At 51.2% G+C, this 26,599-nt stretch carries 21 protein-coding genes and 1 tRNA gene; 14 read left to right on the forward strand and 8 right to left on the reverse strand.

Translation table 11 applies throughout. From position 1 onward, the window contains the following. Positions 1-217 precede the first annotated feature (217 nt). The 4 genes from FYJ73_RS09535 to FYJ73_RS09550 all read right to left on the reverse strand — a co-directional run bounded on the left by FYJ73_RS09535 (position 218) and on the right by FYJ73_RS09550 (position 6,380). Complete coding sequence (locus FYJ73_RS09535) at positions 218-2,203, reverse strand: DUF349 domain-containing protein (protein ID WP_419471146.1); 1,986 nt, start codon at positions 2,201-2,203, stop codon at positions 218-220. A gap of 191 nt (positions 2,204-2,394) precedes the next feature. Beyond that, on the reverse strand, positions 2,395-3,321 hold the full coding sequence (locus FYJ73_RS09540) for a magnesium transporter CorA family protein (RefSeq protein WP_154534495.1): 927 nt from the start codon (positions 3,319-3,321) through the stop codon (positions 2,395-2,397). A 549-nt stretch (positions 3,322-3,870) separates the two neighbouring features. Beyond that, on the reverse strand, positions 3,871-5,325 hold the full coding sequence (locus FYJ73_RS09545; RefSeq protein ID WP_154534496.1) for an aminoacyl-histidine dipeptidase: 1,455 nt from the start codon (positions 5,323-5,325) through the stop codon (positions 3,871-3,873). Between the two features lie 35 nt (positions 5,326-5,360). Beyond that, entirely contained in the window at positions 5,361-6,380 is a 1,020-nt protein-coding gene (locus FYJ73_RS09550) for a lysylphosphatidylglycerol synthase transmembrane domain-containing protein (protein ID WP_154534497.1), read from the reverse strand. 588 nt (positions 6,381-6,968) lie between these two features. On the opposite strand from FYJ73_RS09550, the gene rsmA reads away from it, so the two are divergent. From rsmA to FYJ73_RS09575, 5 genes are all read left to right on the forward strand, one after another. Beyond that, positions 6,969-7,775, forward strand: coding sequence for a 16S rRNA (adenine(1518)-N(6)/adenine(1519)-N(6))-dimethyltransferase RsmA (gene rsmA, locus FYJ73_RS09555; RefSeq protein WP_154534498.1), 807 nt, complete (start codon positions 6,969-6,971; stop codon positions 7,773-7,775). A 75-nt stretch (positions 7,776-7,850) separates the two neighbouring features. Then, a complete protein-coding gene (frr, locus tag FYJ73_RS09560) occupies positions 7,851-8,411 on the forward strand; it encodes a ribosome recycling factor (RefSeq protein ID WP_154534499.1) in 561 nt (186 codons plus the stop codon). A gap of 10 nt (positions 8,412-8,421) precedes the next feature. After that, positions 8,422-9,357 (forward strand): ribosome small subunit-dependent GTPase A, encoded by a 936-nt coding sequence (gene rsgA, locus FYJ73_RS09565; protein ID WP_154534500.1) that lies wholly within the window; start codon positions 8,422-8,424, stop codon positions 9,355-9,357. A 209-nt stretch (positions 9,358-9,566) separates the two neighbouring features. Continuing rightward, positions 9,567-10,229, forward strand: a complete 663-nt coding sequence (locus FYJ73_RS09570; protein WP_154534501.1) for a SprT-like domain-containing protein — start codon at positions 9,567-9,569, stop codon at positions 10,227-10,229. Positions 10,230-10,251: 22 nt separating this feature from the next. Beyond that, complete coding sequence (locus tag FYJ73_RS09575; protein WP_154534502.1) at positions 10,252-11,160, forward strand: helix-turn-helix domain-containing protein; 909 nt, start codon at positions 10,252-10,254, stop codon at positions 11,158-11,160. Between the two features lie 448 nt (positions 11,161-11,608). Here FYJ73_RS09575 and FYJ73_RS09580 read toward each other — a convergent pair whose 3' ends face one another. Next, on the reverse strand, positions 11,609-13,066 hold the full coding sequence (locus FYJ73_RS09580; RefSeq protein ID WP_336509594.1) for an ATP-dependent DNA helicase: 1,458 nt from the start codon (positions 13,064-13,066) through the stop codon (positions 11,609-11,611). An 87-nt stretch (positions 13,067-13,153) separates the two neighbouring features. Between FYJ73_RS09580 and FYJ73_RS09585 the strand changes: the two genes are divergently transcribed. The 3 genes from FYJ73_RS09585 to FYJ73_RS09595 all read left to right on the forward strand — a co-directional run bounded on the left by FYJ73_RS09585 (position 13,154) and on the right by FYJ73_RS09595 (position 15,121). Then, the gene (locus FYJ73_RS09585) at positions 13,154-13,636 is read left to right on the forward strand and encodes a hypothetical protein (RefSeq protein ID WP_154534503.1); all 483 of its coding nucleotides are present in this window, start codon (positions 13,154-13,156) and stop codon (positions 13,634-13,636) included. A gap of 3 nt (positions 13,637-13,639) precedes the next feature. Then, a complete protein-coding gene (locus tag FYJ73_RS09590; protein ID WP_235899309.1) occupies positions 13,640-14,455 on the forward strand; it encodes a DUF3822 family protein in 816 nt (271 codons plus the stop codon). A gap of 135 nt (positions 14,456-14,590) precedes the next feature. Then, positions 14,591-15,121: an RsmD family RNA methyltransferase gene (locus FYJ73_RS09595; RefSeq protein WP_154534504.1), complete on the forward strand. Its 531-nt coding sequence runs from the start codon at positions 14,591-14,593 to the stop codon at positions 15,119-15,121. Positions 15,122-15,392: 271 nt separating this feature from the next. Here the strand turns inward: FYJ73_RS09595 and FYJ73_RS09600 are convergent. Next, positions 15,393-15,463 (reverse strand) — tRNA-Gln (locus FYJ73_RS09600). A gap of 284 nt (positions 15,464-15,747) precedes the next feature. Between FYJ73_RS09600 and rsfS the strand changes: the two genes are divergently transcribed. The 5 genes from rsfS to nhaD all read left to right on the forward strand — a co-directional run bounded on the left by rsfS (position 15,748) and on the right by nhaD (position 22,787). Further along, on the forward strand, positions 15,748-16,107 hold the full coding sequence (gene rsfS, locus FYJ73_RS09605; protein ID WP_154534505.1) for a ribosome silencing factor: 360 nt from the start codon (positions 15,748-15,750) through the stop codon (positions 16,105-16,107). Between the two features lie 49 nt (positions 16,108-16,156). Further along, positions 16,157-18,271: an ATP-dependent zinc metalloprotease FtsH gene (gene ftsH, locus FYJ73_RS09610; RefSeq protein ID WP_154534506.1), complete on the forward strand. Its 2,115-nt coding sequence runs from the start codon at positions 16,157-16,159 to the stop codon at positions 18,269-18,271. A gap of 75 nt (positions 18,272-18,346) precedes the next feature. Next, positions 18,347-19,213, forward strand: a complete 867-nt coding sequence (locus FYJ73_RS09615; RefSeq protein WP_154534507.1) for a phosphatidate cytidylyltransferase — start codon at positions 18,347-18,349, stop codon at positions 19,211-19,213. 9 nt (positions 19,214-19,222) lie between these two features. Continuing rightward, complete coding sequence (dnaG, locus tag FYJ73_RS09620) at positions 19,223-21,196, forward strand: DNA primase (RefSeq protein WP_154534508.1); 1,974 nt, start codon at positions 19,223-19,225, stop codon at positions 21,194-21,196. 229 nt (positions 21,197-21,425) lie between these two features. Further along, a complete protein-coding gene (gene nhaD / locus FYJ73_RS09625; RefSeq protein ID WP_154534509.1) occupies positions 21,426-22,787 on the forward strand; it encodes a sodium:proton antiporter NhaD in 1,362 nt (453 codons plus the stop codon). A gap of 209 nt (positions 22,788-22,996) precedes the next feature. On the opposite strand, the gene cysK is transcribed toward nhaD, so the two are convergent. Together cysK and FYJ73_RS09635 are read right to left on the reverse strand one after the other, a co-directional pair. After that, positions 22,997-23,944: a cysteine synthase A gene (cysK, locus tag FYJ73_RS09630; RefSeq protein ID WP_154534510.1), complete on the reverse strand. Its 948-nt coding sequence runs from the start codon at positions 23,942-23,944 to the stop codon at positions 22,997-22,999. A 104-nt stretch (positions 23,945-24,048) separates the two neighbouring features. After that, positions 24,049-25,344, reverse strand: a complete 1,296-nt coding sequence (locus FYJ73_RS09635) for an O-acetylhomoserine aminocarboxypropyltransferase/cysteine synthase family protein (RefSeq protein WP_154534511.1) — start codon at positions 25,342-25,344, stop codon at positions 24,049-24,051. 403 nt (positions 25,345-25,747) lie between these two features. On the opposite strand from FYJ73_RS09635, the gene FYJ73_RS09640 reads away from it, so the two are divergent. Then, positions 25,748-26,572, forward strand: coding sequence for an ABC transporter ATP-binding protein (locus FYJ73_RS09640; RefSeq protein WP_154534512.1), 825 nt, complete (start codon positions 25,748-25,750; stop codon positions 26,570-26,572). Positions 26,573-26,599 lie beyond the last annotated feature (27 nt).

Below are 26,599 nucleotides of genomic sequence, written 5' to 3' on the forward strand. Positions count from 1 at the left end.
GCAAACAAAAGGAATTATACGACATTGTGTTGCAAAATGACGCTAAAAAATAACGCGTCTTGAGAGAACTGTATCTAACTGACCATAAAATCGGTCTTGGGTGGCGCAAAATAGGAAAACAGGAAAGGTAATAAATGTTGCTTCTGCCACAAACAAAAAAATCCCAAGCATGGGACTCGCGTCTCAAAGCTTGGGATCTTCTATAATGATTGGCAGGTTAATTATTATCTTGACTGTCGATAGCCTTGATTTTCTGGCGCACGAGCTCAGCGTCATCTTTGAGTCGCTGCACTTTACGGTTCATCTCGTCAACAAGGCTGTTGCCTTTCTTACTTGAGATATTCAAGAAGCCGAGGTTGTTTTCATAGGTGGCAATCTCTTGCTTGAGCTGCTCATAGCGGCGGGCCAGACGGCCACGCTCGTTGTCCACGGCATCCTCGCCACGCTTGGCCACGTTGCGGAGGTTCTGTTTGAAGTTATCAAGACGGCGGCGGGCCACGGATACATGCAGGTCGCTATAGATCTTGTCCAGCACATCGTGGTACTCCTTGAAGATCTTATCTTTCTCCTTGAAAGGCACATGGCCGACAGCATTATATGCGTCGACAAGTTCCTGAACCTTGTCCTGTGCGTCTTCTACGCCCTTCTCTGCAAGTTCCTTGAGCTGAGCGATGATATCACGTTTCTTTTGCAGGTTGGCTTTCTCCTCAGTACGGGTGCCGGCATGAGCGGCGTTGCGTGCATCGAAGAAATGATTGCAAGCCGTGAGGAACTCGTTCCACAGCTGGTCACCGAGCTTCTTTGGCACGGCACCGATGGTCTTCCATTCCTTTTGCAGAGCAACAAACTTATCACCCGTAGCCTTCCAGTCAGTGGAGTCGGTCATTTCCTGAGCCTTCTTGATGAGCTCGCGCTTCTTCTCTGCGTTGGCAGCAAACTGCTGCTTAAGCTGTTTGAAGAACTCACTCTTGCGGCTGAAGAAGTCGTCACAGGCGGCACGGAAGCGCTCAAAGATCTTCACGTTCATCTTCTGTGGCGCAAAGCCGATGGTCTTCCACTCCTGTTGCAAGGCGATGATAGCCTTGGAGTGTTTCTCCCAATCACCAATGCCTTTATTTTCTTCTTTGGCTAAGGCTTCCACCTTCTCACAGAGCTCCGTCTTCTTGGCGAGATTCTCTTCTTCTTTGGCACGAAGCTCTTCAAAGTGCTGCTGGTGTTTCTTGTTGATGACCGTGCTGGCAGCCTTGAAGCGCGCCCAAATCTGTTCACGCAGATCTTTGGCGACAGGTCCTATCTCGCGATACTGTGCGTGCAACTCCTGCAACTGATGGAAGGCACTGACCACGTCGGGCTCCTTGTCCAAAGCCTCTGCTTCCTCACAGAGTTTTGTCTTGGCTTCGAGGTTCTTCTTAAAGTCGTACTCACGCGCTTCGCGGTTGAGGTTGAGCAAGTCATAGAACTGCTCTACATAGAGTTGGTAGTTGCGCCACACCTCATTGGCTTTCTCCGGCGGCACAGACTTGATCTCCTTGAACTCCTTTTGCAGTTCCTTGAACTCATTATAGTTTTTGTTGGCTTCCTCGGGAGAGGTAGCCATTGCCTTTATCTTCTCTATGATATCGAGCTTACGTTGCAGATTGGCCTGTTTTTCAGCCTCCTGCTCTTGGAAAGCCTTGGCGCGCTTCTCCTTGATGATCTGCATCTCTGCCTTGAAAGTCTCCTCGTCGTCATCGGGCAGAACCTGATATTTCTCAGGATCGCCGCCGGCTTCGAGATAGTCTTTCTGCCGTTTCTCGCGCTCGGCAATGTGGAATCTATAGAAGGAAGACTTCAAGTGCTCCACTTCATCCTTATCGGGCTTGTCCTCGTTGCGAGCAATCTCCTTGATTCTTTCGAGCACTTCCTGCTTAGAGGCATAGGCCTTGTGAGCAGGCTGACCGGCGGAACTGTCACCATTCTGATCCGTTGCCGAGGCTTCAGCCTTTTGTGGCTTATCTTCCTGGCTTTGGCTATCAGCCGACTGTTCCTGGTTTGTAGACGCTTCCTGCTGCACTGTCTCAGACGATTCTGCGGCAGGCTTCTCAGTGGCAGCCTCTGTGTTTTCTACATTCTCGTCCTGTGCCTGCACAGCATTCTGTTCGCCTTCCGTGGCTCCTTGGGCCAGGCTCTTATCCTGCTCCAAGGCGTTTTCTTGAGAGTCCATCATTACACCGTTTTAAGTTTATGATTCGGTTTATCACTTGCCTCTCCCCCGCCTCTATAAATAGACAACAAGGGGAGCAGACAACACATGCTATTTGATATTATTATGCAAACTTAAACAAAAAAACTGTAATTCCAACAAAAACCACCGTTTTTTTACGAAAAAACTTAAGTTTGCCGCCGTATAGCGCATCAAAGGAGCCGCTTTCGTTTCAAATACCACAGGCTGATAGCGGTCACAACAACAGATATGGCGATGGTGATGACAAAGCCATAGCGCGAAGACTCAAGCCCATTGACAACGTTCATACCATAGAAACTGGCGATGAGCGTAGGGAACATCAGCACGATGTTGATCGACGAAAGGTTACGCATCGTGGTGTTCATATTGTTGTTGATGACGCTCTGATAGGTATCCATCGTCGACTCCAGAATATTGGAATAGATGTTGGTGGTCTCACGCGCCTGGGTCATCTCGATGCTGACATCCTCGATAAGGTCGGCATCCAACTCATCGACTTGCAGTTTGAACTTCAGTTTCTGCAGCAGGTTTTCATTTCCACGGATGGAGGTAATGAAGAAGGTCAACGAGTCTTGCAGCCTTGACAGTCCGATCAAGCTCTCGTTGTTGATCTCGCTGTCGAGGTTGTGCTTAGCCTTTTCGATAAGGGTGTTGATCTGCTTCAACCGTTTCAGATACCACACGGCACTGGAGAGGAAGAGACGGAAGATCATGTCGACATAGTCGGTGAAGCCTTCGCCGCGTTTCTGCTGATAGCTGACGAAGTCGATCATCATGTTCGTCTCGTAGAAGCAAACGGTGATGGTCACATCGCGCTTATGGATGATGCCAAGCGGCACTGTAGTATAAGGAGTACGGCTTTTCACCTCCTTGACGTAAGGAATACGCAAAATGATGAGCATCCAACCATCGTCGTACTCATAGCGGGCACGCTCATCCGTATCACTGATGTCGCTAAGGAAATAGTCGGGAATATTAAATTTGTCCACCAGTTCGCGCTGGTCATCGTCGGTGGGGCACGTTACTTGAATCCAGCAGTTGGGCTGCCACTCCTGGAGGGCGCTCAGCTTTTTCTCAATGTTCCAATATGTTCTCATTGTAGCCAATCTCCATGATAAGAAGTGTGGGGACTGACTCTCCGAGTCGAATCCTCACGTTAACACTTGAAGTTTTCCGCGTGATAATCGTCCATAAATTGATGAATATTGATTAACTGACTGCAAAATTAGAAAAAATAAGTGAGTGAGCCAACGATTTAATATTCTTTTTGATGACAAAGATGCCAAAAGCAAGACAAGAAGACATGCTTCTTTTAGTTTAGACATAAAGACATAATGGACGTGTCCTTTTTTTAGACATAAAGACATAAAAGACATATTCTTCTTTACTTTAGACATGAAGATGTAATAGACGTATTCCTTTTTTTAGACATAAAGACATAAAAGACATATTCTTCTTGTTTAGACATAATGACATATTTCATTATACATAAAGACAAATAAGACATAAAGACAAAAAAGAAAATATGTTCTTTATGTCTTTATGTCTTAAAAAAGGACTTGTCCTTTAGAATATGTCTTTTATGCCTTTATGTCTTATAAAGAAAACATGTTCTTTATGTCTTAAAAAGAACTTGTCTTTATCGTCTACTTCTCTGGAACTTGCTCGAGTACTGCTGTCAGCAGCTTCCAGAAAGGCTCTGCTGTAGCGATTTCGAAACGCTCGTTGACGGTGTGGGGGCTGCGGAGCGTAGGACCGAGAGAGACTACCTCCATATTGGGGTACTTCTCCAGGATCACCGAGCACTCCAGTCCGGCATGATCCACGACGACCGTTGCGTCCTTGCCGTTCTGTTCTTTGTAGACTTTGCAAAGCAACTTCAGCAGAGAGCTGTCGGGGTTAGGATCCCAACCACCGTAGGAACCAGAGAACTCTACCTTCATCCCAGCCATAGAGAACACGCTCTCCAACTGTGTAGCGACATACATTTTCATATCCTCACGGCTGGAGCGAGCCAGGATCTTGATGGCGACCTTCCCCTCACCAATAGAGATGATGGCGAGGTTTGAAGAAGTCTCCACTACGTCAGGCTTGACAGGAATGAAGCGCACCACGCCGTTGTGGCAACCATAGATGGCGTCCACAAGGTTGTCCTGAATCTCTTCCGGCACCAGAGTAGCAGGCTTGTCAACGTCTTCGCAGAAGAACTGCACGTTGCTCTCGATAGTCTTGAACTCATCCTCAATGGCCAGCCGCTGTTTCTCTACCATCTGCTTCAGTGCCTCCACATTGGCTTTTGGCAAAGCAAGCACCACCTCAGCATGAGAAGGAATGGCATTGCGCATGTTGCCGCCTTCCCAACTGGCCAGACGGGCAGCAAGTTCGGCAATAGCCTCACGCACGAGACGCACCATCTCCTTATTGGCATTGGCGCGACCAGCATTGATTTCCAGACCAGAGTGTCCACCACGCAATCCCTTCAAGGTCACCTTAACGGCAGCTTCCTGATCGTTTTCCACTTCCTGATATTGCATTGTTGCGGTGATATCGATACCGCCTGCGCTACCGATACAGAAGTTGCCCCATGTCTCTGAGTCAAGGTTGAGATAGTAGTCAGCATTGAGTTCTCCCTTGGGCAACTCATTGGCTCCGTACATACCCGTCTCCTCGTCACGTGTAATCAAAGCCTCCAAAGGTCCGTGCTTGAGATCGTTGCTCTCGAACACGCCCATGATGGCAGCCACACCGATACCGTCGTCAGAGCCAAGCGTTGTGCCTTTGGCGTGTACCCATCCGTCCTCGACATAGGTCTCAATCGGGTCTGTCTCGAAGTTATGCTTGCTGTCAGGAGTCTTCTGTGGCACCATATCCATGTGAGCCTGCAACAGTGTAGTCTTACGGTTCTCATAGCCTGGGGTAGCCGGTTTGCGCATGACGATATTTCCACCAGCGTCCTTGAAGGCCTCTACGCCGATTTTGGCTGCAAAGTCGAGAAGGAACTGCTGTACTTTCTCCAAGTGACCCGACGGACGTGGCACCTGTGTCAGTGCGTCAAAGTTGCGCCAGATGGCTGCTGGCTGCAGATTGCTGATTTCACTCATAATATTACGTTTAATGGTTACAATAAATATTTTATCTATTCACTGATAATTGTCTCTTGCTTGTTGCTCGTCTTTTTCTTCGTGAAGCTTAATGCCATCCATCCATAGATGCCGATGACCACGACGAGCAAGGTCTGGATGCTGTGGACGATGAGCACGAAATTCAAGGCTGCCGTAGACGCCACGCCATAGAGAATGAGCATAGTTTTCACCGCAAAATGCCATGGGCCGGCACCGTTGGGCGTGGGCACGATGACAGCAATACTGCCGACGATGAATGTGACCATCGCGCAGGCGAAACCCAGATGACGGGTCGCCCCGAAGCAGAAAAAGGTGAGATAATAGTGGAGGAAATAGCATGCCCAGATAGCAACGGAGTAGAAGATAAACAGTGGCACATTCTTGACATAGCGCACCGACATCACTCCCTGCCACAGTCCATGGAAGAGCTCCTTCACCTTATTATATATAGACATCTTTCTGAGCAGCACCCAGAGAAGTATCACCACGGCGACACCGCATATCATTGTCACCAACCAGCCGGTAGACGAGAAGCTTGCCAACAGTTCATCGACACGCGTGCCCGTACGCCGGAAGAATGATTGGAAAACGCGAAACTGGGAGAGAAGCGTGACAAAGATCATCACCAGCACCAGCAACGAGTCGATGGCACGCTCCGTAACCACTGTCCCCAAAGCCTTGGGAAACGACACACCGTCCCATCGCCGAAGGATGCCGCAACGCGCAAACTCACCTACACGTGGTATAAGCAAGCTCACGGCATAGGACACAAAAACACTGTTGACCGACACCGAGGCGCGGGGCTTCTCCCCGACAGGCTCCAAAGTCTGCTGCCAACGCCAGCCACGGAAAGCCTGAGCCAATATGCCGAAGGGGAAGGAAAGGAGCATCCATGTCCAGTCCATTCCATGGAGGAGCACCTGCTTCATGCCTTGGAAATCAAAACCACGATACATCCAATAGAGGATGGCACCGCCCAGCATCAGGCTCAATGCCACCTTCACTATGTTGTTGATGGTGTTTCTCTTCTTCATATAGCATACAAAAGTAATGCAATTCAGTGGAATAACGAAACTTTTTTAGAAAAATAATCATTTTATAATGTACGCCTTTTCCCTTATAGAATTCATTGATACACATCAATCTGCTTGACACGTATCAATTAAAATCACATATTTCGCGAATAAAACCACTATTGTTTGCGCACACAGAGAAAAACTCCTACCTTTGCAAACGTAAAACAGAGACCCCAAGTGGTCAAGAGGATAACAAGTCCACAAGAAGATCTCCATAACACGAGACCACGGACAAAGGATAACAAAAGTAGAATTAAAAGTAAAGAAAGGTAAAAAGATTATGAGTATGATGACATTTATCACATTGGTAGCTGTTGCTTTCGTAGGTGCTTCTGCACTGGCTCTGACAATGGACCATATGGTCGAGGGCAAGTAAACAGCCTTATAGATTTGAAATAAAATAGAGAGAATACATAGAAGACCGGGAATGGAGCAATCTGTTTCCGGTCTTTTTTTGTGCGTTGACGGCAATTCTTTATCCCGTTTCTTGTCTATCCCCAATGTTTTTCGTACATTTGTAACCAAAGAAAAATACATATCTGCAACATGAAACAAGTAAAGCCAAAGAAAAACCTCGGTCAGCACTTTCTCACCGACCTTGGCGTGGCACGACGCATCGCTGACACAGTAGACGCCTGCCCGGCTCTGCCCATTCTGGAGATCGGACCGGGCATGGGAGTCCTCACACAGTACTTGGTGAAGAAAAACCGGGAGGTGAAAGCCGTGGAAATCGACTCCGAAAGCGTGGCTTACCTCAACGAACGCTATCCCGAGCTGCGCGACCAGATCATCGGGGAAGACTTCCTGCGCATGGATTTGAACAAGATCTTCGGCGGCAAACAGTTTGTGCTTACCGGCAACTATCCCTACGACATCTCTTCCCAAATCTTCTTCAAGATGCTCGACTATAAAGATCTCATTCCCTGCTGCACGGGGATGATTCAGCGCGAGGTGGCTCAGCGTATCGCCTCTGCACCGGGCAACAAAGCTTACGGCATCCTCAGCGTGATGATACAAGCGTGGTACGACGTGGAGTATCTCTTCACCGTCGACGAGGGCGTCTTCAACCCGCCACCAAAGGTCAAGAGTGCCGTAATACGCATGACACGCAACAACGTAAATGATCTCGGTTGCGACGAAGTGCTCTTCAAACGTGTGGTGAAGACGGTTTTCGGCCAACGCCGCAAGATGCTGCGCGTCTCGTTGCGCCAGCTCTTCACACCTCAGACCATGCCCACGCCTGACTTCTTCGCGCAAGACATCATGACGAAGCGTCCCGAACAGCTCTCTGTCCAGCAGTTTGTAGAGCTCACCTCCATGGTTGCAGACAAAGTAAACAACACTGCGCTATAAAAAAGTTGGAGAAATAGTTGCATCGTCCAGAAAATCTTTTTAAATTTGTGACTTAGAAAACTAAGCACTAAAAATATGTTAGACGTAAAGCAAACCCTCAATGGCGCCGAGGAAAAAATGAAGAAGGCGTCGAAGTATCTTCAAGAGGAGCTCGCACGCATCCGTGCCGGCCGTGCCAACGCTGCCATTCTCGATGGCGTGCGCGTAAGTTCCTATGGTCAGATGATGCCCCTCAACCAGGTAGCCTCTATCATTATCCCTGACGCTCGCACCATCACCATCCGTCCCTGGGACCGCAAGGCCATCAAGGACATCGAAAAAGGTATCATGGACAGCGATGTCGGCATCACACCGGAAAACAATGGCGAGATGGTCATCCTGCGCATTCCACAGCCCACTGAGGACCGCCGCAAAGAGCTCGTAAAACAGTGCAACAAGATTGGCGAGGGCGTGAAAGTGCAGGTGCGTACCGCACGCGCTGAGGTCAAGGAGAAGTTGAAGAAGGCTATCAAGGACGGACTCTCTGAGGATCAGGAAAAGGACGCTGAAGCCGACTTGCAGAAGATGCACGACAAATATATCAAGGAGATCGACGCTACCCTGGCTGCCAAGCAGAAAGAGGTGATGACCGTTTAATCCATGGCACATGAGAGGACTTGTCGTAAGAAACACCGGATTTTGGTACACCGTCAAGACCGATGACGGCCAGCTCGTTGACAGCAAAGTAAAAGGTAACTTTCGGCTGAAGGGTATCAGAAGCACCAACCCCGTTGCCGTCGGCGACTGGGTGCATATAGACATCAACCGGGAGGGTACTGCTTTTATCACAGAGATCGAAGACCGAAAGAACTATATCATCCGTAAGTCACAAAACCTGTCGAAGCAAAGCCATATCATCGCGGCTAACCTCGACCAGGCAATGCTCGTCATCACCGTGGCGCACCCGCAGACTTCTACGACATTCATCGACCGCTTCCTGGCTTCTGCCGAGGCATACAGCGTGCCGGTGGTACTGGTGTTCAACAAGACCGATCTGCTCACCGACGAAGAGCGTCACTATCAGGACATGATGGTGACGCTCTACGACAACATCGGCTATCCCTGTCACCAGGTGTCGGCACTCACCGGCGATGGCATCGACGGACTGCGCACACTGCTCAGCGGCAAGGTGACACTGCTCAGTGGCAACTCAGGTGTGGGCAAGTCTACCCTTCTCAACTTGCTGATTCCCGGCACTGAAGCCCGTGTAGCCGACATCAGCGAAGCACACGACACAGGCATGCACACCACTACGTTCTCCGAGATGGTGCCATTGCCCGACAACAATGGCTATGTTGTCGACACACCGGGCATCAAAGGCTTCGGCACGTTTAACATGGAACCAGAGGAGATCACCAGTTATTTTCCCGAAATCTTCAAGTTTTCACAAGACTGCCGCTTTGCCAACTGCACCCACACCCATGAGCCGGGCTGCGCCGTGATTGAGGCGGTTCGCAACCACTACATCGCCGAGTCGCGCTACGAGAGCTATCTCGGCATGCTCAAAGATAAGGACGAGAGCAAATATCGCGAGGCCTATTAGCCGTATGTCACTGCAACGTCGGTGGAACCTACTATCTATAGTGCCTCCCCGAAAGAAATTCCAATGATCGCTGTCGTTCATTGTAAGAGTTGGTTTTGCTTACCGCTTTTCATGAAAAACTGCCGAAAGCCTAACTTTACCCCCTCTTCGCTTTGTAGATAAAAGGAAAAACACTAACTTTGCTTTGATAAAAGTAAAGGATCGTTTTCATGCAAATCACTATCTCATGGCTACGCGCCAACTTTCAGACGTTCAACCGTCGATACTTCGACGGCGGGCTGCCCGAGCCACGCTACCACATCGGACGGTCGCGTACGCGACTGGGCTCTCTCTCCTTCAAGCGAAAGCGCACGTGGCGAAAGGTCATCAACTACGACTACACACTGGGCATGAGCAACTACTACGACCAAAACGAGCACCAGTTCCAAAGCGTGTTGCTCCATGAGATGATCCACTATTCCATCGCATACACGGGTATCCGCGACTCCTCGCCCCACGGCATTGTCTTCCGGGGCATCATGGACCGACTCAACCGCGATGGCTGGGACATACACGTAAGTAGCTCTACCCGCAACCTCGCTAAGTCAGCTCTCCCGGCCCACACTTCCGAAAACCCAAATAAGCAACAGCACTTGGTGCTCGCCATAGAGATGCACGACGGTCACCATTTCCTCTCCGCGGTGAACCCACGCTTCGCCCGAGAGCTCAACAACCGGTTGCGTTCTATCAACGAGGTTAGCCACTTCTGTTGGTTCGTCACCGAAGATCCATGGTTCGACAACATGCCGCGCGTACGCAGTCTGCGGGGACGGCGCGTCGACCCCGCAACCTATCAAGAGAAGACGCAAACCATGACACCCTTCAGCCTTTAATCAACTTAGCATCCCAGAACCCATGTCCACACCACAGCAAACACTCCCCAACGACAACATCATCGCCACTGCCGACATCCGTCCCACTCCAGAGACAGAGCCAGAATTTATCCTCTATGACGATTTTGCCGACACCTCGCAGCAAATCGACTTCTTCATCCCCAACAGATTCATCGTGGCCTATTGTCAACAAGGGACTCTGTCCGCCACCATCAACCACCAACAGACTACAACCCTCTCCCATGGAGATCTGATGATTGTTCTCCCACGTACTTCCTTAGAAGACTTCAATTATTCCGATGACCTACAGATGCTGGTACTCAGCCTTTCTCCATCTGTCATCAACGACAGCTTGCTGGCCGACAAAAATCTGTGGCCAACCATCGAGTTCGTTGCCAATCACCCAAAGACTCACCTCACCGACGACGAGAAAGAGGTCGGACAGCAATATTACCAGCTCTACAAGTCCTACTCAAAACGTAAGCCGACAAAATTCCAGCGCAACATTCTGCACACGCTACACAAAAGCATCATCTACGAGATCGCCGACATGCTGCTCAACCGCATGGACACAATCCCCGAGAACGAGCAATACAGCCAGACCGACAACACTTTCAAGAACTTCCTGCAACTGCTGGCTATGAGTAAAGGCAAGGTCAGAAACGTCAGCTACTTCGCCCACGAGTTGTGCATCACCACGAAATACCTCTCACACATCATCAAGGATAAAACGGGGCACTCCGCCAAGCAACTCATCGACGAAACTGTGGCACAAGAGATCCGACGCCAACTCTGCTACACATCAAAGACTGTCAAAGAAATCGCCAACGACATGGGATTCCCAAGTCTGAGCTTCTTCGGTACCTACACACGCAAGCACCTCAACGCCTCGCCTGCCAATATACGCAAGAAATACAGAGCCGGGAAATAAGCTTCCCGAAGAATCCGGTACCACACAGAAAAGGCAGATATGTTGGACAAACTGACATCTTTCCGCCTCCTATACGGCTATTTTCTGAACGAAACCCTCCTTTGACCTGATTTTCGCAATTTTCGGCCACTCTTCTTCAATCTGTTGACACTTAATTACTTACACTTTTCTTTTCTCAAGGAACCATAAGGAAAAGGTACTTTGACGATAACCCTTCATCGTCAAGGTACCTTTTTCTTGCTGTCATCTCGGTGATTTCACACGGTCATCTCGGTGATTTCGCATGATCATCTCAGCGATTTGTAACTGTCAAACTACCGTCTTCTTCTTTCGTCTGTTTTCTGCGCCTTTCAGCCCTATTTATCCCTTGTTTTTCTTTAGTCGTTTCTCTGGAACCGTCGGCCGAGAAGAGAGTCTTTTGTAAATGTTCATGGCCAACCAATTCTTTTCACCCATTCTTCCAATTGACCAAATAGAGTTTCTCTGTAGCACGTGTAAAGGCCGTATAGAGCCAATGGTAATAGTCAGCGTTGACCATGTCGTCGGTCATATAACCCTGGTCAACATAGACGTGACTCCACTGTCCACCCTGCGCCTTGTGGCAAGTGACGGCATAAGCAAACTTCACTTGCAGGGCATTGAAGTAAGCATCGTTTTTTACCGCCCGCAGCCGCTCTGGCTTGGTCTTGAGGTCGGCATAGTCCTCCATTACTTGATTGAAGAGCTGTTCGCTCTGATCAAGCGTCAGCGCGGGAGCCTCGGTGAGCAGAGAGTCCATGTTCACCGTCACCTGCATCTCATAGTCATCGTAGTCAGGAAAACGTAGCCACACGTCGGCAAAGCGGAAGCCATAGAGCTCGCGGATATTGCGCACACGCTCCACCACCGCCCTGTCGCCATTGGCGAGAAAGCTCACGGGAAACGGCTGCCCTGGCTCGCCTTTGCTCACACTCTCGCGGATAGCAGCCTGCTCACGCTCGGTCCAGTAGTAGTTGTTGCGTACGATCATCAACAGATCACCCGAGCAGAGCTCGTCCTCACGGTCGAGGATGGTGTTACGAATGCCTTGGTTGTAGATGGCGGCACGCTTGTTCGACCGCGTGACAACGATGGTGTCGTCCATCCCCACTTGGCTGTAGCTTGAGGCAAGAGTCTCCACGAGTTCGTCACCCCTGAGGTTGACAATATCAGCAAAGCCCTCAAAGGTCACCGGCGGCAATTGGGTCGTCTCGTCGCGCACGATCATGTCGCGCAGCCGCGTGGCATTGAAAAGAATGCCCGACCGCTCTCCTTGGCGGAGCACCTCATCAAGGTCACACTCATAGACCACAAGACCATACCCACGAAGCACGTCGGACGATAGTGCCGGAGCCTCATCCTCGCCCACCGGCGGCAACTGTGCCTTGTCACCAATGAGCAACAGACGGCAGTTGTCGCCACTGTAGACATACTTAATCAAGTCGTCGAGCAACGAACCCGAGCCAAAGGCGGATTCGCCTTTTGAGCCGGAACCGATCATCGACGCCTCGTCGACAACGAAGAGCATACGATGGTTGCGGTTGTCATTGAGGTTGAACTGCCCGTCGAGTCCTTGGTAGATACGCTCACGATAGATGCGACGGTGAATGGTATAGGCCGGCAGACCGCTGCCACGGGAAAACACCTTGGCAGCACGCCCAGTAGGTGCCATGAGCGTGAGCTTCTGTCCCAACCGGTGGAGCGTGCCCACCATGGCAGCTGCCAAAGAGGTTTTGCCCGTTCCTGCCGAACCACGCAGGATCATCACCGACTCGGGTCTGCGGTCTGCTAAAAACTGACCAAACGTCTGCAATGCCGTCAGCTGGCAAACTGTGGGATGGAAGCCAAACTGGCCCACAATCATATCTATAAATTGCGCTATCTTCACTTTTCTCTTTGATGAAACAATAATTCTTCGTATCTTTGCAACTACGAAACCCTTGATGGGCAAAGGTAGCAATAATTATCGAGAAAGATGAACATTCAACATAAAAACACTTACGGGCTCCTTGCCTGCGTCTTCGCCCTGGCTGTACTGTGCGTGTTGAGCGTCAGCTCGCCCATGCGCTTCGAGCATCAACAGCAGATAAGGGAAAAAACCGTCAAGGAACGATTGGTGAAGATACGCACCGCCGAGGAGAAATACCGCCTACGCTACGGAGTCTACACGGCTGACTTTGGCAATCTGGTCAAAAGCGGACTGCTTGCCGACTCCCTGCAGTATATTCCCTACTCCGACGGCAAGCGATTCTCCATCGACGCCACTACGACCATCGCAAAAAGTGGACGGCAGATACCGCTCATGGAGTGCAGCGCCGCTTACGACGAATATCTCAAGGGACTCGACAAAAACAATATCGACAATCTCACGCAGGCCGCCAACAAGTCTGGGCGATTCCCCGGACTGAAATTCGGCGACACCACACAACCCAACGACAACGCCGGTAACTGGGAATAAGCTATGCAAGACAACAACAATACCACACCTCAGGGACTCTCGCCCCGTATGACCATTCGTGTGAGCAAGGGCTCTCTCATCTTTGCCATCGCCGACACCGACCATCCCCACAACATCATCTATGAGCCCTACACGGCAAAAAGCGGTGTGTCAATGGCCGCCAACCTGCGCGAAGCCTTCAAGACTGCCGACATCTTGCAAAGGTCTACACATAGGGCACAGGTGCTTGTGGACACACCCGTGGTGATTGTGCCTATAGAGGAATATGACGAGACAAAAAACGACATACTCTATCACCAGGCCATCACGGGCTACGAGGGATACGCCGTGGAGAGCAACATCCTTCCCGACCTCAATGCCGTGGCACTCTTCGCACTGAACAAAGACCTACGGCTCGTCGTGGAGGACCACTACAGCGATGTGCGCTTCATCGCGCTCATGCGCCCCGTATGGACTTACATGCACCGCCGCAGCTTCGTCTCAAGCCGCCGCAAACTCTATGCACACTTCCACGACGGAAAGATGGAGGCATTCAGCTTTGAGCGAAACAGGTTTGTCTTCGCCAATCAATATCCCATTAAAGAGTGGCAGGATGCTGTCTTTTTTCTCCTCTTCATCTGGAAGCAACTCGCCATGGACCAGCGAGCCGACGAACTCTACCTCGCAGGAGACATCCGCGAAAAGGAAGACCTCACCGCCATGCTACAAAAATACTTGTCCAAGGTATCCTTCATCAACCCAAAGGCTGACTTCAACCGGGCCGCCATCACCGACATCAAAGGCATCCCCCTCGACATGGTCACGCTCTATCTCGGATAAGCTCCTCGACATTGTAACGTTCAACAAGGATAGACCTTCGGTATAGTAACGCTCTAACTCCGACTATTGTCCGTCTTGAACCAAAAGCTCCCTTAGGCCCGTCATACAACATTCACCCTGATCACAAAGAAAGCAATGAGAATCATCACAGGCATCTATAAAGGCCGGCACTTCGACGTGCCGCGTACCTTCAAGGCAAGACCCACTACAGACTTTGCCAAGGAAAACATCTTCAACGTACTCGGCGGTTACCTCGACTTCGACGGCATCACCGCTCTCGACCTCTTCGCCGGCACTGGCAGCATCTCGCTGGAGATGCTCTCACGGGGATCCGCCCAGGTCATCAGCGTGGAGGCCGACCGCGACCACGCACGCTTCATCGCTCAGTGCATGAAGAAAATTGGAGCAGACAACAACCTGCTCATCCGTGGCGACGTTTTTCGATTCTTGAAATCCTGTCACCAGCAATTCAATCTTATCTTTGCCGACCCTCCCTACGCACTTGAGCAGCTCACCACCCTGCCCGACCTCATCTTCGAGCACGATCTGCTGGTTCCCGAAGGCATCTTCGTCCTGGAACACGGCAAAGACCACTCTTTTGAGTCGCATCCTCATTTCATCGACCACCGCCACTACGGCAGCGTCAACTTCAGTTTGTTTCGGTAAAGCGGAGCCCTCTTCTTCTGGCTCCGTGCTCCGGCGTTGAGCAGAGTCTTCTTTTTCAGGCCTACGTGTTCCGGCATTGAGCGGAGCCTCCTTTTTCCGGCCATGTGTTCCGGCATTGAGCAGAGCCTTCTTCTTCTGGCTCCGTGCTCCGGTGTTATGGTTTTCCTTGTTCTGTTCGTCACGATATGTCGTGACGCCATCTCTCCTTGCCCCCCTATAGACAAGCACAAAAAAAGATCGCTGAACAGCTTAGCTATTCAGCGATCTTTTGTTGGGATACCCGGACTCGAACCAGGAAAAACAGGACCAGAATCTGTTGTGTTACCATTACACCATATCCCAATTTTCAATTGCTTTAGAAGCAACTCCCTTGCTTCTGTATTGCGAGTGCAAAGGTACGGACTTTTTTTGAATCACCAAAACTTTTGAAGACTTTTTTTATAAAAAATGCATTTTCTCCTCTTTTAACACACCTTCCTATCCTCCAAGTCTCTCTGTATCCCACTTATTCTTCCTAAAAAATATCAAATAAACATCGAAAGGCTACTTTCTTTCGATAATATCCCGTATCTTTGCATTTCGAAGCATATATATATTAATAAGGTATACCAAGTTTAAACTGATACATGACAGAAGCAACAAATCTCGTAAAGTCCATCACAAAGGGCATACAAGAGAAGAAAGGACAGCGCATCGTCATTGCTGACCTCAGCCACATCGACGGCGCCATCGCCAACTACTTTGTCATCTGCCAGGGCAATTCGCCCACACAGGTGGAGGCAATCGCCGAAAGCGTCGGTGACATCTGCCGGAAGGAAACCGGTGAGAAACCTGTTGGCGTCAACGGACTGGGCAATAACCAATGGGTGGCCATTGACTATGTCGACGTGCTCGTGCATATCTTCATGCCGGAAGCCCGAGAGTTCTACGACCTGGAGAACCTCTGGGAAGATGCCAAACTCACCGAACTGCCCGACGTGGACTAAGCGACAGACAAGACAATCCTAACATACATAACAATTCTACTCCTCAGAAATGGACAGAAACAGCAATCAATTTCCAAGGCACAACAATCAGCCGAAGATGCCACGGTTCAACATGAACTGGATCTACATCATCGTGCTCATTGGCCTTGCCGTGCTCTTCTTCACCGGCGGAGGCGACTCCCTGGCGCAGGCCGCAGGCACAAGCAAGGATGCCAAATACAGTGATTTCAAGACTTACGTGGAGAAAGGCTATGCCCAGCGTATCGTCGTCAACAAAAACGACAACACGCTGAAAATGTACGTCAAGCCTAAGTATATCCAAAACGTATTCCAACAGACTGCACAACAGACAGGCAACGACCCCTACGTCAATGTAGAGTTCGGCTCCGTCGACGAGCTCGACAAGTACTTAGCTGCCGAGCAGGCTAAAGGCAAGTTTGCAAGCTACAGCTACGACAACGCCAAGACGAGCGACATCATGTCGCTGATCATCAACCTCTCGCCGCTGATCATCTTCTTCGTGCTCATGTGGTTCATAGGCCGACGCATGGGCGGCGGCACGGGTGGCGCCGGCGGCGTGTTCAGCGTTGGCAAGAGCAAAGCCAAGCTCTATGAAAAAGCCGGTGAGCTCGGAATCACCTTCAAGGACGTTGCCGGACAGGAAGGCGCCAAGCAGGAAGTGCAGGAAATCGTGGAGTTCCTCAAGAACCCGAAGAAATATACCGACCTGGGTGGAAAGATTCCTAAAGGTGCCCTGCTCATCGGACCACCGGGAACAGGTAAGACCTTGCTTGCCAAGGCTGTGGCCGGAGAAGCCGGCGTACCTTTCTTTTCGATGTCAGGTTCCGACTTTGTAGAGATGTTCGTCGGTGTGGGTGCCAGCCGCGTGCGCGACGTGTTCGCCCAAGCCAAGCAGAAAGCACCATGCATCATCTTCATCGATGAGATCGACGCCGTGGGGCGTGCACGCTCGAAAAATCCGGCTATGGGTGGAAACGACGAGCGCGAGAACACGCTCAACGCACTGCTCACCGAAATGGATGGCTTCGGCACCAACTCGGGTGTCATCGTGCTGGCTGCCACCAACCGTGTCGACATGCTCGACAAGGCTTTGCTCCGGGCAGGACGTTTCGACCGTCAGATCCACGTCGACCTGCCCGACATGGCTGAGCGCAAGGCTATTTTCCAAGTGCACCTGAAGCCTCTGAAAACCGACAACAGTCTCGACATCGACTTCCTGGCGCGTCAGACTCCTGGATTCTCCGGTGCTGACATTGCCAACGTGTGCAACGAGGCTGCCCTGATCGCTGCCCGTCACGACAAGAAATACGTCACCAAACAAGACTTCCTCGATGCCGTAGACCGCATCATCGGCGGACTAGAGAAGAAAACAAAGGTGATGACCAAAGAAGAAAAGCGCTCCATCGCAATCCACGAGGCAGGACACGCCACCATCAGTTGGTTCTGCGAGCACGCCAATCCATTGGTCAAGGTGACCATCGTTCCGCGTGGACAGGCTCTCGGTGCCGCCTGGTATCTGCCCGAGGAACGCGTCATCACCACGAAGGAGGAAATGCTCGACGAGATGTGTGCACTGCTCGGAGGACGCGCCGCCGAAGATCTCTTCACCGGACATATATCCACCGGCGCCATGAACGATCTGGAACGCGCTACAAAGAGTGCCTACGGCATGGTGGCCTATGCGGGCATGAGTGACAAGCTCCCGAACATCTGCTACTACAACAATCAGGAGTATCAGTTCCAACGCCCCTACAGCGAGACCACCGCAAAGATCATGGACGACGAGGTGCTGAAGATGATCAACGAACAGTATGTGCGTGCCAAGAACATCCTTACGCAGCATAAGGAAGGTCATAAGCAACTCGCCGAGCTGCTCTTCTCCAAGGAGGTCATCTATGCCGAGGACGTAGAGAAAATCTTTGGCAAGCGCCCATGGGTGAGCCGCTCTCAGGAGCTCATGGAAGAAAACGACAAGCTTGAGGCAGAAAAGGCCAAGGCTGCTGAGCCAAAACTCGAGGACATGCCCGACGAGGTGAAAAAGGCACAGGCCGAGCACGAAGCTGCCGAGAAACAGAAGCAAGCTGAAGAGGCTGACGCTCACGCCAACACTGAACAAAAAGGCGACGCTGAGCAGGCTGACTAATACATTATAAATAAGGTATGGGCGCGCCTCTATGGGTGCGCCCATACGCTATTACACAACTTAAACGACAATACGATGAACGACAAGAAACTCAATCTCATTATCCGCACCATCACTGGCGTGCTCTTTGTCATCGTCATGGTGGCAGGATTTCTCACTCCCACAACAATGGTGGCACTCTTCGCCCTCATAACAGCTCTCGCCCTTTGGGAGTACACCGGACTGGTAAACAACTTCGTAGCAGACGTGCAAGTCAACCGCCTCATCTCCACAGTGGCCGGCGTCTATTTCTTCCTCGCCGTAGCCGGATGGCGCACTGGGCTGGTAAGCAACTTCGTGGTGATGGTTCCCTATATCCTCAGCATCGTCTACTTGCTTATCAGCGAACTGTATACAGGCAACAAAAACGCAGTGGCCGACATGGCATATACTATGTTGGGACAAATGTACATCGCCATGCCGCTGTCGCTGATCAATATTCTGGCTTTCGAAGTCAACGCCGATGCAACGGGCGTGCACTACAACATGCTCCTGCCGCTGTGCGTCTTCATCTTCCTTTGGCTCAACGATTCCGGTGCCTACTGCACAGGTTCGCTGCTTGGAAAGCACAAGCTCTTCCCACGCATCTCACCGGGAAAGACCTGGGAGGGGAGCATCGGTGGCGGTGTCATCGTGATCATCGCTGCCTTCGTCATCGGACTCTTCGCCAACGAGAGCCCTATCTATCAGCTCAACGAATGGCAATGGGCAGGACTGGGACTCGTCGTCGTGGTCTTCGGCACATGGGGAGATCTCGTGGAGAGTCTCTTCAAGCGCACCTTGGGCATCAAGGACAGCGGCAAGATCCTGCCGGGACACGGCGGCATGCTCGACCGCTTCGACTCAAGCCTGATGGCTATTCCTGCAGCTGTGATGTATCTCTATACGCTTGTTTCGTTCTAACACTGAACCATGATTGACCGTCAGACAGTAGAGAAAATCAAGGAAGCCGCCAACATCGTTGACGTTGTCTCCGAATTTGTCACGCTCAAGCGATCAGGAGCCAACTACAAAGGTCTCTGCCCGTTCCATAACGAAAAGACCCCATCGTTCTATGTCTCACCTGCCCGCGGCACATGCCACTGCTTTGGATGTGGCAAGGGCGGCAACGCCGTATCCTTTATCATGGAGCACGAGCAGATGACCTATCCCGAGGCTCTGCGCTGGCTGGCTAACAAATACCACATCGAGATCCACGAAAGAGAGCTCACCAATAAGGAAAAAGAAGAGCAGAGCCAGCGTGAGTCTATGTTCATCGTCAACGAATGGGCAGCAAAATACTTCGAGGACTTGCTCCACAACCATGCCGACGGCGTGGCTGTCGGCATGCAGTATTTCCGCAGTCGGGGCTTCCGCGACGATATCATCCGGAAGTTCCAATTGGGCTTCGACATCTCTGACCGACATGCCCTGGCCCGTGTCGCTCTGCAGAAAGGCTATAAAGAAGAGTATCTGCTCAAAACGGGCATCTGCTACCGCACCGACCGTGGTGAGCTGATCGACCGTTATGCCGGACGCGTAGTCTTCCCATGGATTGGCGTGAGTGGAAAAGTAGTGGGCTTCACAGCCCGCGTACTCGACAGCCGCACAAAAGGCGTCAATCAAAAATATGTCAACTCGCCCGACAGCGACATCTTTCATAAGGACCACGAGCTTTATGGTATCTGGCAGGCCAAGCGAGCCATAGCAAAAGAAGACCGCGTGTTCATGGTTGAAGGGCAGGCCGACGTCATCGCCATGCACCAATGCGGCATCGAGAACGTGGTGGCCAACTCAGGTACTGCTCTCAGCCTGCACCAGATCCACACACTCCACCGCTTCACTTCGAACATCACGCTCATCTACGACGGTGATGCCGCCGGCATACACGCCGCTCTCCGAGGCACCGACATGCTCCTCTCTGAAGGCATGAACCTCAAAGTGCTGCTGTTGCCAGACGGACAGGATCCAGACGAGTTCTCACGCTCTCACTCCGCCGCCGACTTCCGGAAATACATCGAAGACCACTCGGCCGACTTCATCCAGTTCAAGACCGACTTGATGCTGCGTGGAGAAACCGATCCGAAGAAACGCGCCGATGCCATCAGCTCCATCGTACAGTCCGTGTCGATGGTGCCCAACCAGATTCTCCGCGACACCTACATCCATGACTGCTCACAGCGCATCGGCATCGGTGAGGCTACGCTCATCAATCAGATGAACAACTTCATCCGTAGCCGTAAAAACGGTACACCCGGTTCGGCTGTTCCCGGAGACAGCACCGTGTCCGCACAAACTTCCGGCGTACAGCACGCAATGCCCGTTACACCGCAAATACAGGCTACTCAGGTAGAGAGCATGATCATCCAACTCATCATCAAGCATGGTGAACATATCATCCTCAACAACGTGGAGGATGATGAGGGTAAGCTCCACTCGCTCACCGTGGCACAGTATATCCACTATAGTCTCACCACCGACAGTCTCTCTTTCCAAAACGAAGTCTACAACCGCATCCTACAAGAAGCAGCACAGAAGAGTGCGGAACCTGGATTCAAGGCTGAGTCTTACTTCCTCCACCACGACAACATCGCCATCGCACAACTTGCCGCCGACATGACAGCCGACAAGTACCATCTCATCGAGAAGGAGGAAGCACCGAAAAACAAAGAAGAACTGGAGCAACGCATGGAGAACGAAACCGACGACCTACGCAACCAGGCCATGCACCTGATGCTTGACTTCCGCAAAGATTATGTCGAGGCACAACTGAAACAGGTGCAGGCCGAGATCGCACAAAGCACCAAGGACATCGGCAAACTCAAAGAACTGATGACGCGCTACCAACAATTGCAGACCATGCGCAACGCTCTGGCCAAACAGCTCGGCAGCAACATCATCCTTTAACCAATAGCTTCCATTGTCTTTCTTTGGCAATGAGAGAAACTGGGTATGCCTTTGAGTGGTCAGGAACGCTTCTGGGACATATCAAACGGATAAACACCAAATGACAAAACAGATACAACAGAGGCGGAAAAGCATAATATTTGGCTTTTTCGCCTCTTGCTTTTAGAAAAATGATTATCTTTGCACTTGGTTAACTATATTACAGAGAAAGCATAAAAACGTAACGCTTATGTCAACATTAACTATCGCTATTGTTGTCGTGTTCTGCGTGGGCTACCTGTTCATTGCCCTGGAGAGCGTGACAAAAGTCAACAAAGCCGCCGTAGCCCTGCTGATGTTTGTGGTCTGCTGGACGTTGTTCATGATCGACCCGGGAAGCTATCTGCCGGGATTCAGCGGCCAGGAACTCATCAACAAGGCAGGCACTGCCATCACCGAGCACTTAGGCGACACCTCCACAACACTGTTCTTCCTCATGGGAGCCATGACCATCGTGGAAATCGTGGATCAGAACGGTGGGTTTAACTGGGTGCGTGGCGTGATGAAGAGCAAAGGCAAACGCACACTGCTGTGGCGCATCGCCTTCCTGACATTCTTCCTCTCTGCTATCCTCGACAACCTCACCACGAGCATCGTAATGATCATGATTCTGCGCAAACTGGTGAAAGAGCACAAGGATCGCATCATCTATGCCTCACTCGTCATCATTGCCGCCAACTCCGGTGGCGCGTTCTCGCCCATCGGCGACGTGACAACGATCATGCTGTGGAACAAGGGTGTCATCACTGCCTTAGGCGTACTCTCCGAGATCACGATTCCCTCTATTGTGTCGATGGTCATCCCGGCATTCATCCTGCAATATTCTCTCCATGGTGACCTGGACGATATCGACAGTCCCGATGCACCCGTGGAGACAGAAGAACAGGAACTGGGGCACCGCCAGCGTGCTGCCGTGTTCTGCATTGGTGTGGGCGGTCTGATGTTCGTCCCCGTCTTCAAAGGTATCACCGGTCTGCCTCCCTTCGTGGGCATCATGCTCGTGCTGAGTGTACTATGGATTACCACCGAGTTGTTCTACCGCAACCTTTCCACATCCTACGAGACTCACGGAACAAAGAAGCGGGTGGTCAACCTGCTTCACCGCATCGACATGTCGACCATTCTCTTCTTCCTCGGCATCCTCATGGCCGTGGCCAGCTTGGAGCAGACAGGCGTGCTGACCTCTATCGGCAAAGGCCTCAACGTAGCCTTCGACGGCAACCACTACGCTGTGACGGGCATCATCGGTGTGCTGTCGAGTATTGTTGACAACGTACCCTTGGTGGCCGGTTGCATGGGCATGTATCCTGTGGCACCGACAGGCGACATGGCTGTCGACGGCATCTTCTGGCAGTTGCTCGCCTACTGTGCCGGTGTGGGTGGTTCCATGCTCATCATTGGTTCCGCTGCCGGTGTAGTGGTCATGGGACTGGAGAAGATCACCTTTGGCTGGTATATGAAGCATGTGAGCTGGATAGCTGCCTTAGGCTACTTAGGCGGTATCTTCTGCTATTGGATCATTCGCACATTCATCATGGTCACTCCAGCATAAACAAAGCTCTAAGCTATCATCATCAAAAGGCACTGACAGCATCCCTGTCAGTGCCTTTTGGCTTTCTATCAGTCTTCTTCTTTGCTTCAACTCTTCATCACTGATCAATGAGCATGAAAAAAAGGGTCCACGCCCCAGTCTCCTGGAAGTGAGACTACTGGCAGCGGACCCTAAGTGTATGCAATGATGCAAACGAGAAAACGATGTCGTTAAAGCGGATACTCCTCGAAGGCATAGAGTACTGTCGAGAGATAGCGCTCACCGGTATCAGGCAGCAGTGCCACGATTGTCTTGCCCTTGTTCTCGGGACGTTTGGCGATCTCTGTGGCAGCATAGGCAGCTGCACCGGAAGAGATACCCACGAGCAGTCCCTCCTGCTGGGCCAATTGACGGCCAGCGAGGATGGCAGCGTCGTTATCCACGTCAAACACCTCGTCGATAACCTTCGGGTCATAGGTCTTAGGCACGAAGCCTGCACCGATGCCTTGAATCTTATGCGGACCAGGCTTGCCGCCATTGAGCACCGGCGAAGTTGTCGGCTCCACGGCGATTACCTTCACGTTGGGGTTCTTCTCCTTCAGTCTGCGACCGATGCCGGAAATGGTACCGCCGGTACCTACACCAGCCACAAAGATGTCGACCTTACCGTCGGTGTCATCCCAGATCTCCACACCCGTAGTCTCATAGTGCTTCTGCGGGTTGGCGGGATTCTCAAACTGTTCAAGGATGACCGAGCCGGGGATAGAGTCGCGCAGTTCCTCTGCAGCCTTGATAGCACCCGGCATTCCGTCCTTGCCACTGGTGAGCTTCACCTGTGCACCGTAGGCCTTCACAAGGTTGCGGCGCTCGATGCTCATCGTCTCGGGCATGGTGAGGATGAGCTTATATCCCTTCACGGCTGATACCAGGGCCAAGCCTACACCTGTGTTGCCACTGGTCGGCTCGATGATCGTTGCTCCCGGCTTGAGCTTGCCGTCGCGCTCAGCGGCCTCGATCATTGCCAGGGCGATGCGGTCCTTTACGCTGCCGCCGGGATTAAAGAACTCTACCTTGGCCAGCACTGGAGTCTCCAGGCCACGCTGAGCCGAGTACTTGTTGAGCTCTACTAAAGGTGTATGACCAATCAGGTCTGTGATCTGCTTATATATTCTTGCCATAATGTGTTTCTTTTTAATGATTTCTAATACTTCAAGTCTACAAATCTTGATAAAAGAGAATCTTCAATTCCCTAATTCTTGACAAAGGAAATCGTTGCTTAAGCCTACTTCTCATTCTTGACGGCTTCAAAAGCTTGGTCGAGGTCGGCGATGAGATCCTCATAGTGCTCGGTACCGATGCTCAGACGGATGGTGCCGTCGAAGATACCCTGCTCAGAAGCCTCCTCTTCACTCAACTCGGAGTGTGTGGTACTCTTGGGATGTACGACCAGCGACTTCACGTCGGCCACGTTGGCCAAGTCTGAGAAGATCTTCAAATGGTCGATGAAGTCCCAAGCCTTCTGCTGACTGCCATCAATCTCAAAGGTGAAGATACTTCCGGCACCATTGGGGAAATAGCGCTCGTAGAGGTCGTGGTTGGGGTGGTCGGGAAGCGACGGGTGGTTGATCTTCTTCACCTGTGGCTGTGTCTTAAGATAGTCGACGACCTTCAGCGTGTTGAAGACGTGGCGCTCTACACGCAGCGACAGAGTCTCCAAACCTTGCAACAATACCCAAGCGTTGAACGGAGAGATGCAGGCACCCTCGTCACGAAGCAGCAGCGCACGCACGCGGGTCACGAAAGGAGCAGGCAGCTTGCCGAAGACAAGGCCGTGATAAGAAGCATCGGGCTTGGTGAAACCGGGGAATTTGTCGTTTTGGAAATAGTCGAACTTACCACCGTCGACGATGACTCCGCCCAATGATGAGCCGTGACCACCAATGAACTTAGTGGCGGAGTGTACCACGATGTCGGCGCCGTGCTCTATAGGACGGATGACATATGGTGTGCCGAAAGTGTTGTCGATCACCAAGGGGATACCATGCTTGTGGGCAATGGCTGCAGAGCGCTCAATGTCGCTGATGTTGGAGTTCGGATTACCAAGGGTCTCAATATATACGAGTTTGGTGTTAGGCTTAATGGCCGCCTCCAATGCATTGTAATCGTCTGGGTTGACAAATGTTGTATCAATGCCATACTTGCTCAGCGTGTGCTTCAGCAGATTATAGGTTCCGCCGTAGATGGTATCTGTTGCCACCACATGGTCACCAGCGTATGCCAAGTTGGTGATGGCGTAAGTTACAGCTGCTGCACCCGAGGCTACGGCCAGGCCGCCTACACCGCCTTCCAGTGCGGCAACGCGATCCTCAAAAACTCCCTGAGTGGTGTTGGTCAGACGGCCATAGATGTTTCCTGCATCCTTCAAGTGAAAACGATCACTGGCGTGCTGCGCGTTGTGGAACACATAAGAGGTGGTCTGGTAGATAGGTACGGCACGCGCGTCGGTTGCGGGGTCGGCCTGCTCTTGGCCTACGTGGAGTTGCAGTGTCTCGAAATGAAGCTTTTTCTCGTTGCTCATAGTCATTTACTTTTTATGCTTCCCTCAACACTTATATAATATATAAGATGTTGCGTTCGGCGGTTCTACATCTATTGTTTTTTCACGATGCAAAGGTACGACGAATTTTCCATCATTGAAATCGCATATTCACGTCATATTGCATACCACAAACGTGGTACAACCCCTTTTTCGCACCATAACCACAGCTTACTCTTCGCATGATCGCGCTCTGACCTTTCTTACAAAATAGTTAACAGAAGCAAAGAAAATGCCATTATTATCTGTATAAAAGTTAAATATACACCAAAGACAAGCATTTTATTGCCAAAATATTTGGTCTTTTCAAATCAATCATAGTATCTTTGCAGTGTACTATTAAAGTAGTACACTAATATAGGTAACAATTAAACGTAAGAACAATATGATTGATGTAAGAGACCTCTGTTTTCATTATCAGGGCAGCAAGCACCAAGTGTTTGACCACTTCGCCTTGCAGTTGCAACCCGGAAGCGTCTACGGACTGCTGGGCAAGAACGGCACGGGAAAGTCCACCCTACTCTATCTCATCAGTGGACTGCTCCGACCCGACAGTGGCACGGTGACGGTCAACGGCATGGAAAGCCGGTTGCGCCTTCCCGAAATGCTGCAGGAAGTATTCATCGTACCTGAGGAGTATGCCATGCCCGACATGAGCTTTGAAGCCTTCGCCGACATGATGCGCGCCTTCTATCCTCATTTCAGCGATGACCTGCTGGCCAAATGCCTCACCGACTTCGAGATGCCGGCACGTCCCAACCTCAAGGAGCTGTCCATGGGACAAAAGAAAAAGGTGTATATGAGCTTCGCCATTGCCACGGGCACCCGCCTACTGATGATGGACGAGCCGACCAACGGACTCGACATCCCGTCGAAAGCACTCTTCCGAAAGGTGGTGGCCAACTACATGGAGGATAACCGTACGCTCATCATCTCCACCCATCAGGTACACGACATCGAGAGTCTGCTCGACCACGTGGTCATCATCAACCAAAGCCGCGTGCTGCTCAACAGCTCCATCGCAGACATCTCTCGTCGCTATGCCTTCCGCTACCTTTCGCCGCAGGAGATGGACAATACGGTGCTCTACGCCGAACCCACACTGCAAGGCAACGCCGTCATCATGCCACGTGGCGAAGGTGAAGAGACGCAAGTAGACTTGGAGCTGCTCTTCAACGCTACGATCAGCGGAAAGCTCGGAAATGCTTAGTGCTTAGCACTTATTTATACATTATTC

It is taken from the genome of Hallella mizrahii (assembly GCF_009695775.1).
Taxonomy (GTDB): Bacteria; Bacteroidota; Bacteroidia; order Bacteroidales; family Bacteroidaceae; genus Prevotella; species Prevotella mizrahii.

Bases quoted from the DNA above. Each gene is read 5' to 3' on its own strand.
- FYJ73_RS09535 (WP_419471146.1), bottom strand. From the start codon at position 2,203: ATGGACTCTCAAGAAAACGCCTTGGAGCAGGATAAGAGCCTGGCCCAA.
- FYJ73_RS09590 (WP_235899309.1), top strand. From the start codon at position 13,640: ATGCAAGACAACAACAATACCACACCTCAGGGACTCTCGCCCCGTATG.
- FYJ73_RS09585 (WP_154534503.1), top strand. From the start codon at position 13,154: ATGAACATTCAACATAAAAACACTTACGGGCTCCTTGCCTGCGTCTTC.
- FYJ73_RS09575 (WP_154534502.1), top strand. From the start codon at position 10,252: ATGTCCACACCACAGCAAACACTCCCCAACGACAACATCATCGCCACT.
- rsgA (WP_154534500.1), top strand. From the start codon at position 8,422: ATGAGAGGACTTGTCGTAAGAAACACCGGATTTTGGTACACCGTCAAG.
- rsfS (WP_154534505.1), top strand. From the start codon at position 15,748: ATGACAGAAGCAACAAATCTCGTAAAGTCCATCACAAAGGGCATACAA.
- FYJ73_RS09640 (WP_154534512.1), top strand. From the start codon at position 25,748: ATGATTGATGTAAGAGACCTCTGTTTTCATTATCAGGGCAGCAAGCAC.
- FYJ73_RS09595 (WP_154534504.1), top strand. From the start codon at position 14,591: ATGAGAATCATCACAGGCATCTATAAAGGCCGGCACTTCGACGTGCCG.
- FYJ73_RS09540 (WP_154534495.1), bottom strand. From the start codon at position 3,321: ATGAGAACATATTGGAACATTGAGAAAAAGCTGAGCGCCCTCCAGGAG.
- rsmA (WP_154534498.1), top strand. From the start codon at position 6,969: ATGAAACAAGTAAAGCCAAAGAAAAACCTCGGTCAGCACTTTCTCACC.
- FYJ73_RS09635 (WP_154534511.1), bottom strand. From the start codon at position 25,344: ATGAGCAACGAGAAAAAGCTTCATTTCGAGACACTGCAACTCCACGTA.
- frr (WP_154534499.1), top strand. From the start codon at position 7,851: ATGTTAGACGTAAAGCAAACCCTCAATGGCGCCGAGGAAAAAATGAAG.
- FYJ73_RS09550 (WP_154534497.1), bottom strand. From the start codon at position 6,380: ATGAAGAAGAGAAACACCATCAACAACATAGTGAAGGTGGCATTGAGC.
- FYJ73_RS09615 (WP_154534507.1), top strand. From the start codon at position 18,347: ATGAACGACAAGAAACTCAATCTCATTATCCGCACCATCACTGGCGTG.
- FYJ73_RS09545 (WP_154534496.1), bottom strand. From the start codon at position 5,325: ATGAGTGAAATCAGCAATCTGCAGCCAGCAGCCATCTGGCGCAACTTT.
- nhaD (WP_154534509.1), top strand. From the start codon at position 21,426: ATGTCAACATTAACTATCGCTATTGTTGTCGTGTTCTGCGTGGGCTAC.
- dnaG (WP_154534508.1), top strand. From the start codon at position 19,223: ATGATTGACCGTCAGACAGTAGAGAAAATCAAGGAAGCCGCCAACATC.
- FYJ73_RS09570 (WP_154534501.1), top strand. From the start codon at position 9,567: ATGCAAATCACTATCTCATGGCTACGCGCCAACTTTCAGACGTTCAAC.
- cysK (WP_154534510.1), bottom strand. From the start codon at position 23,944: ATGGCAAGAATATATAAGCAGATCACAGACCTGATTGGTCATACACCT.
- ftsH (WP_154534506.1), top strand. From the start codon at position 16,157: ATGGACAGAAACAGCAATCAATTTCCAAGGCACAACAATCAGCCGAAG.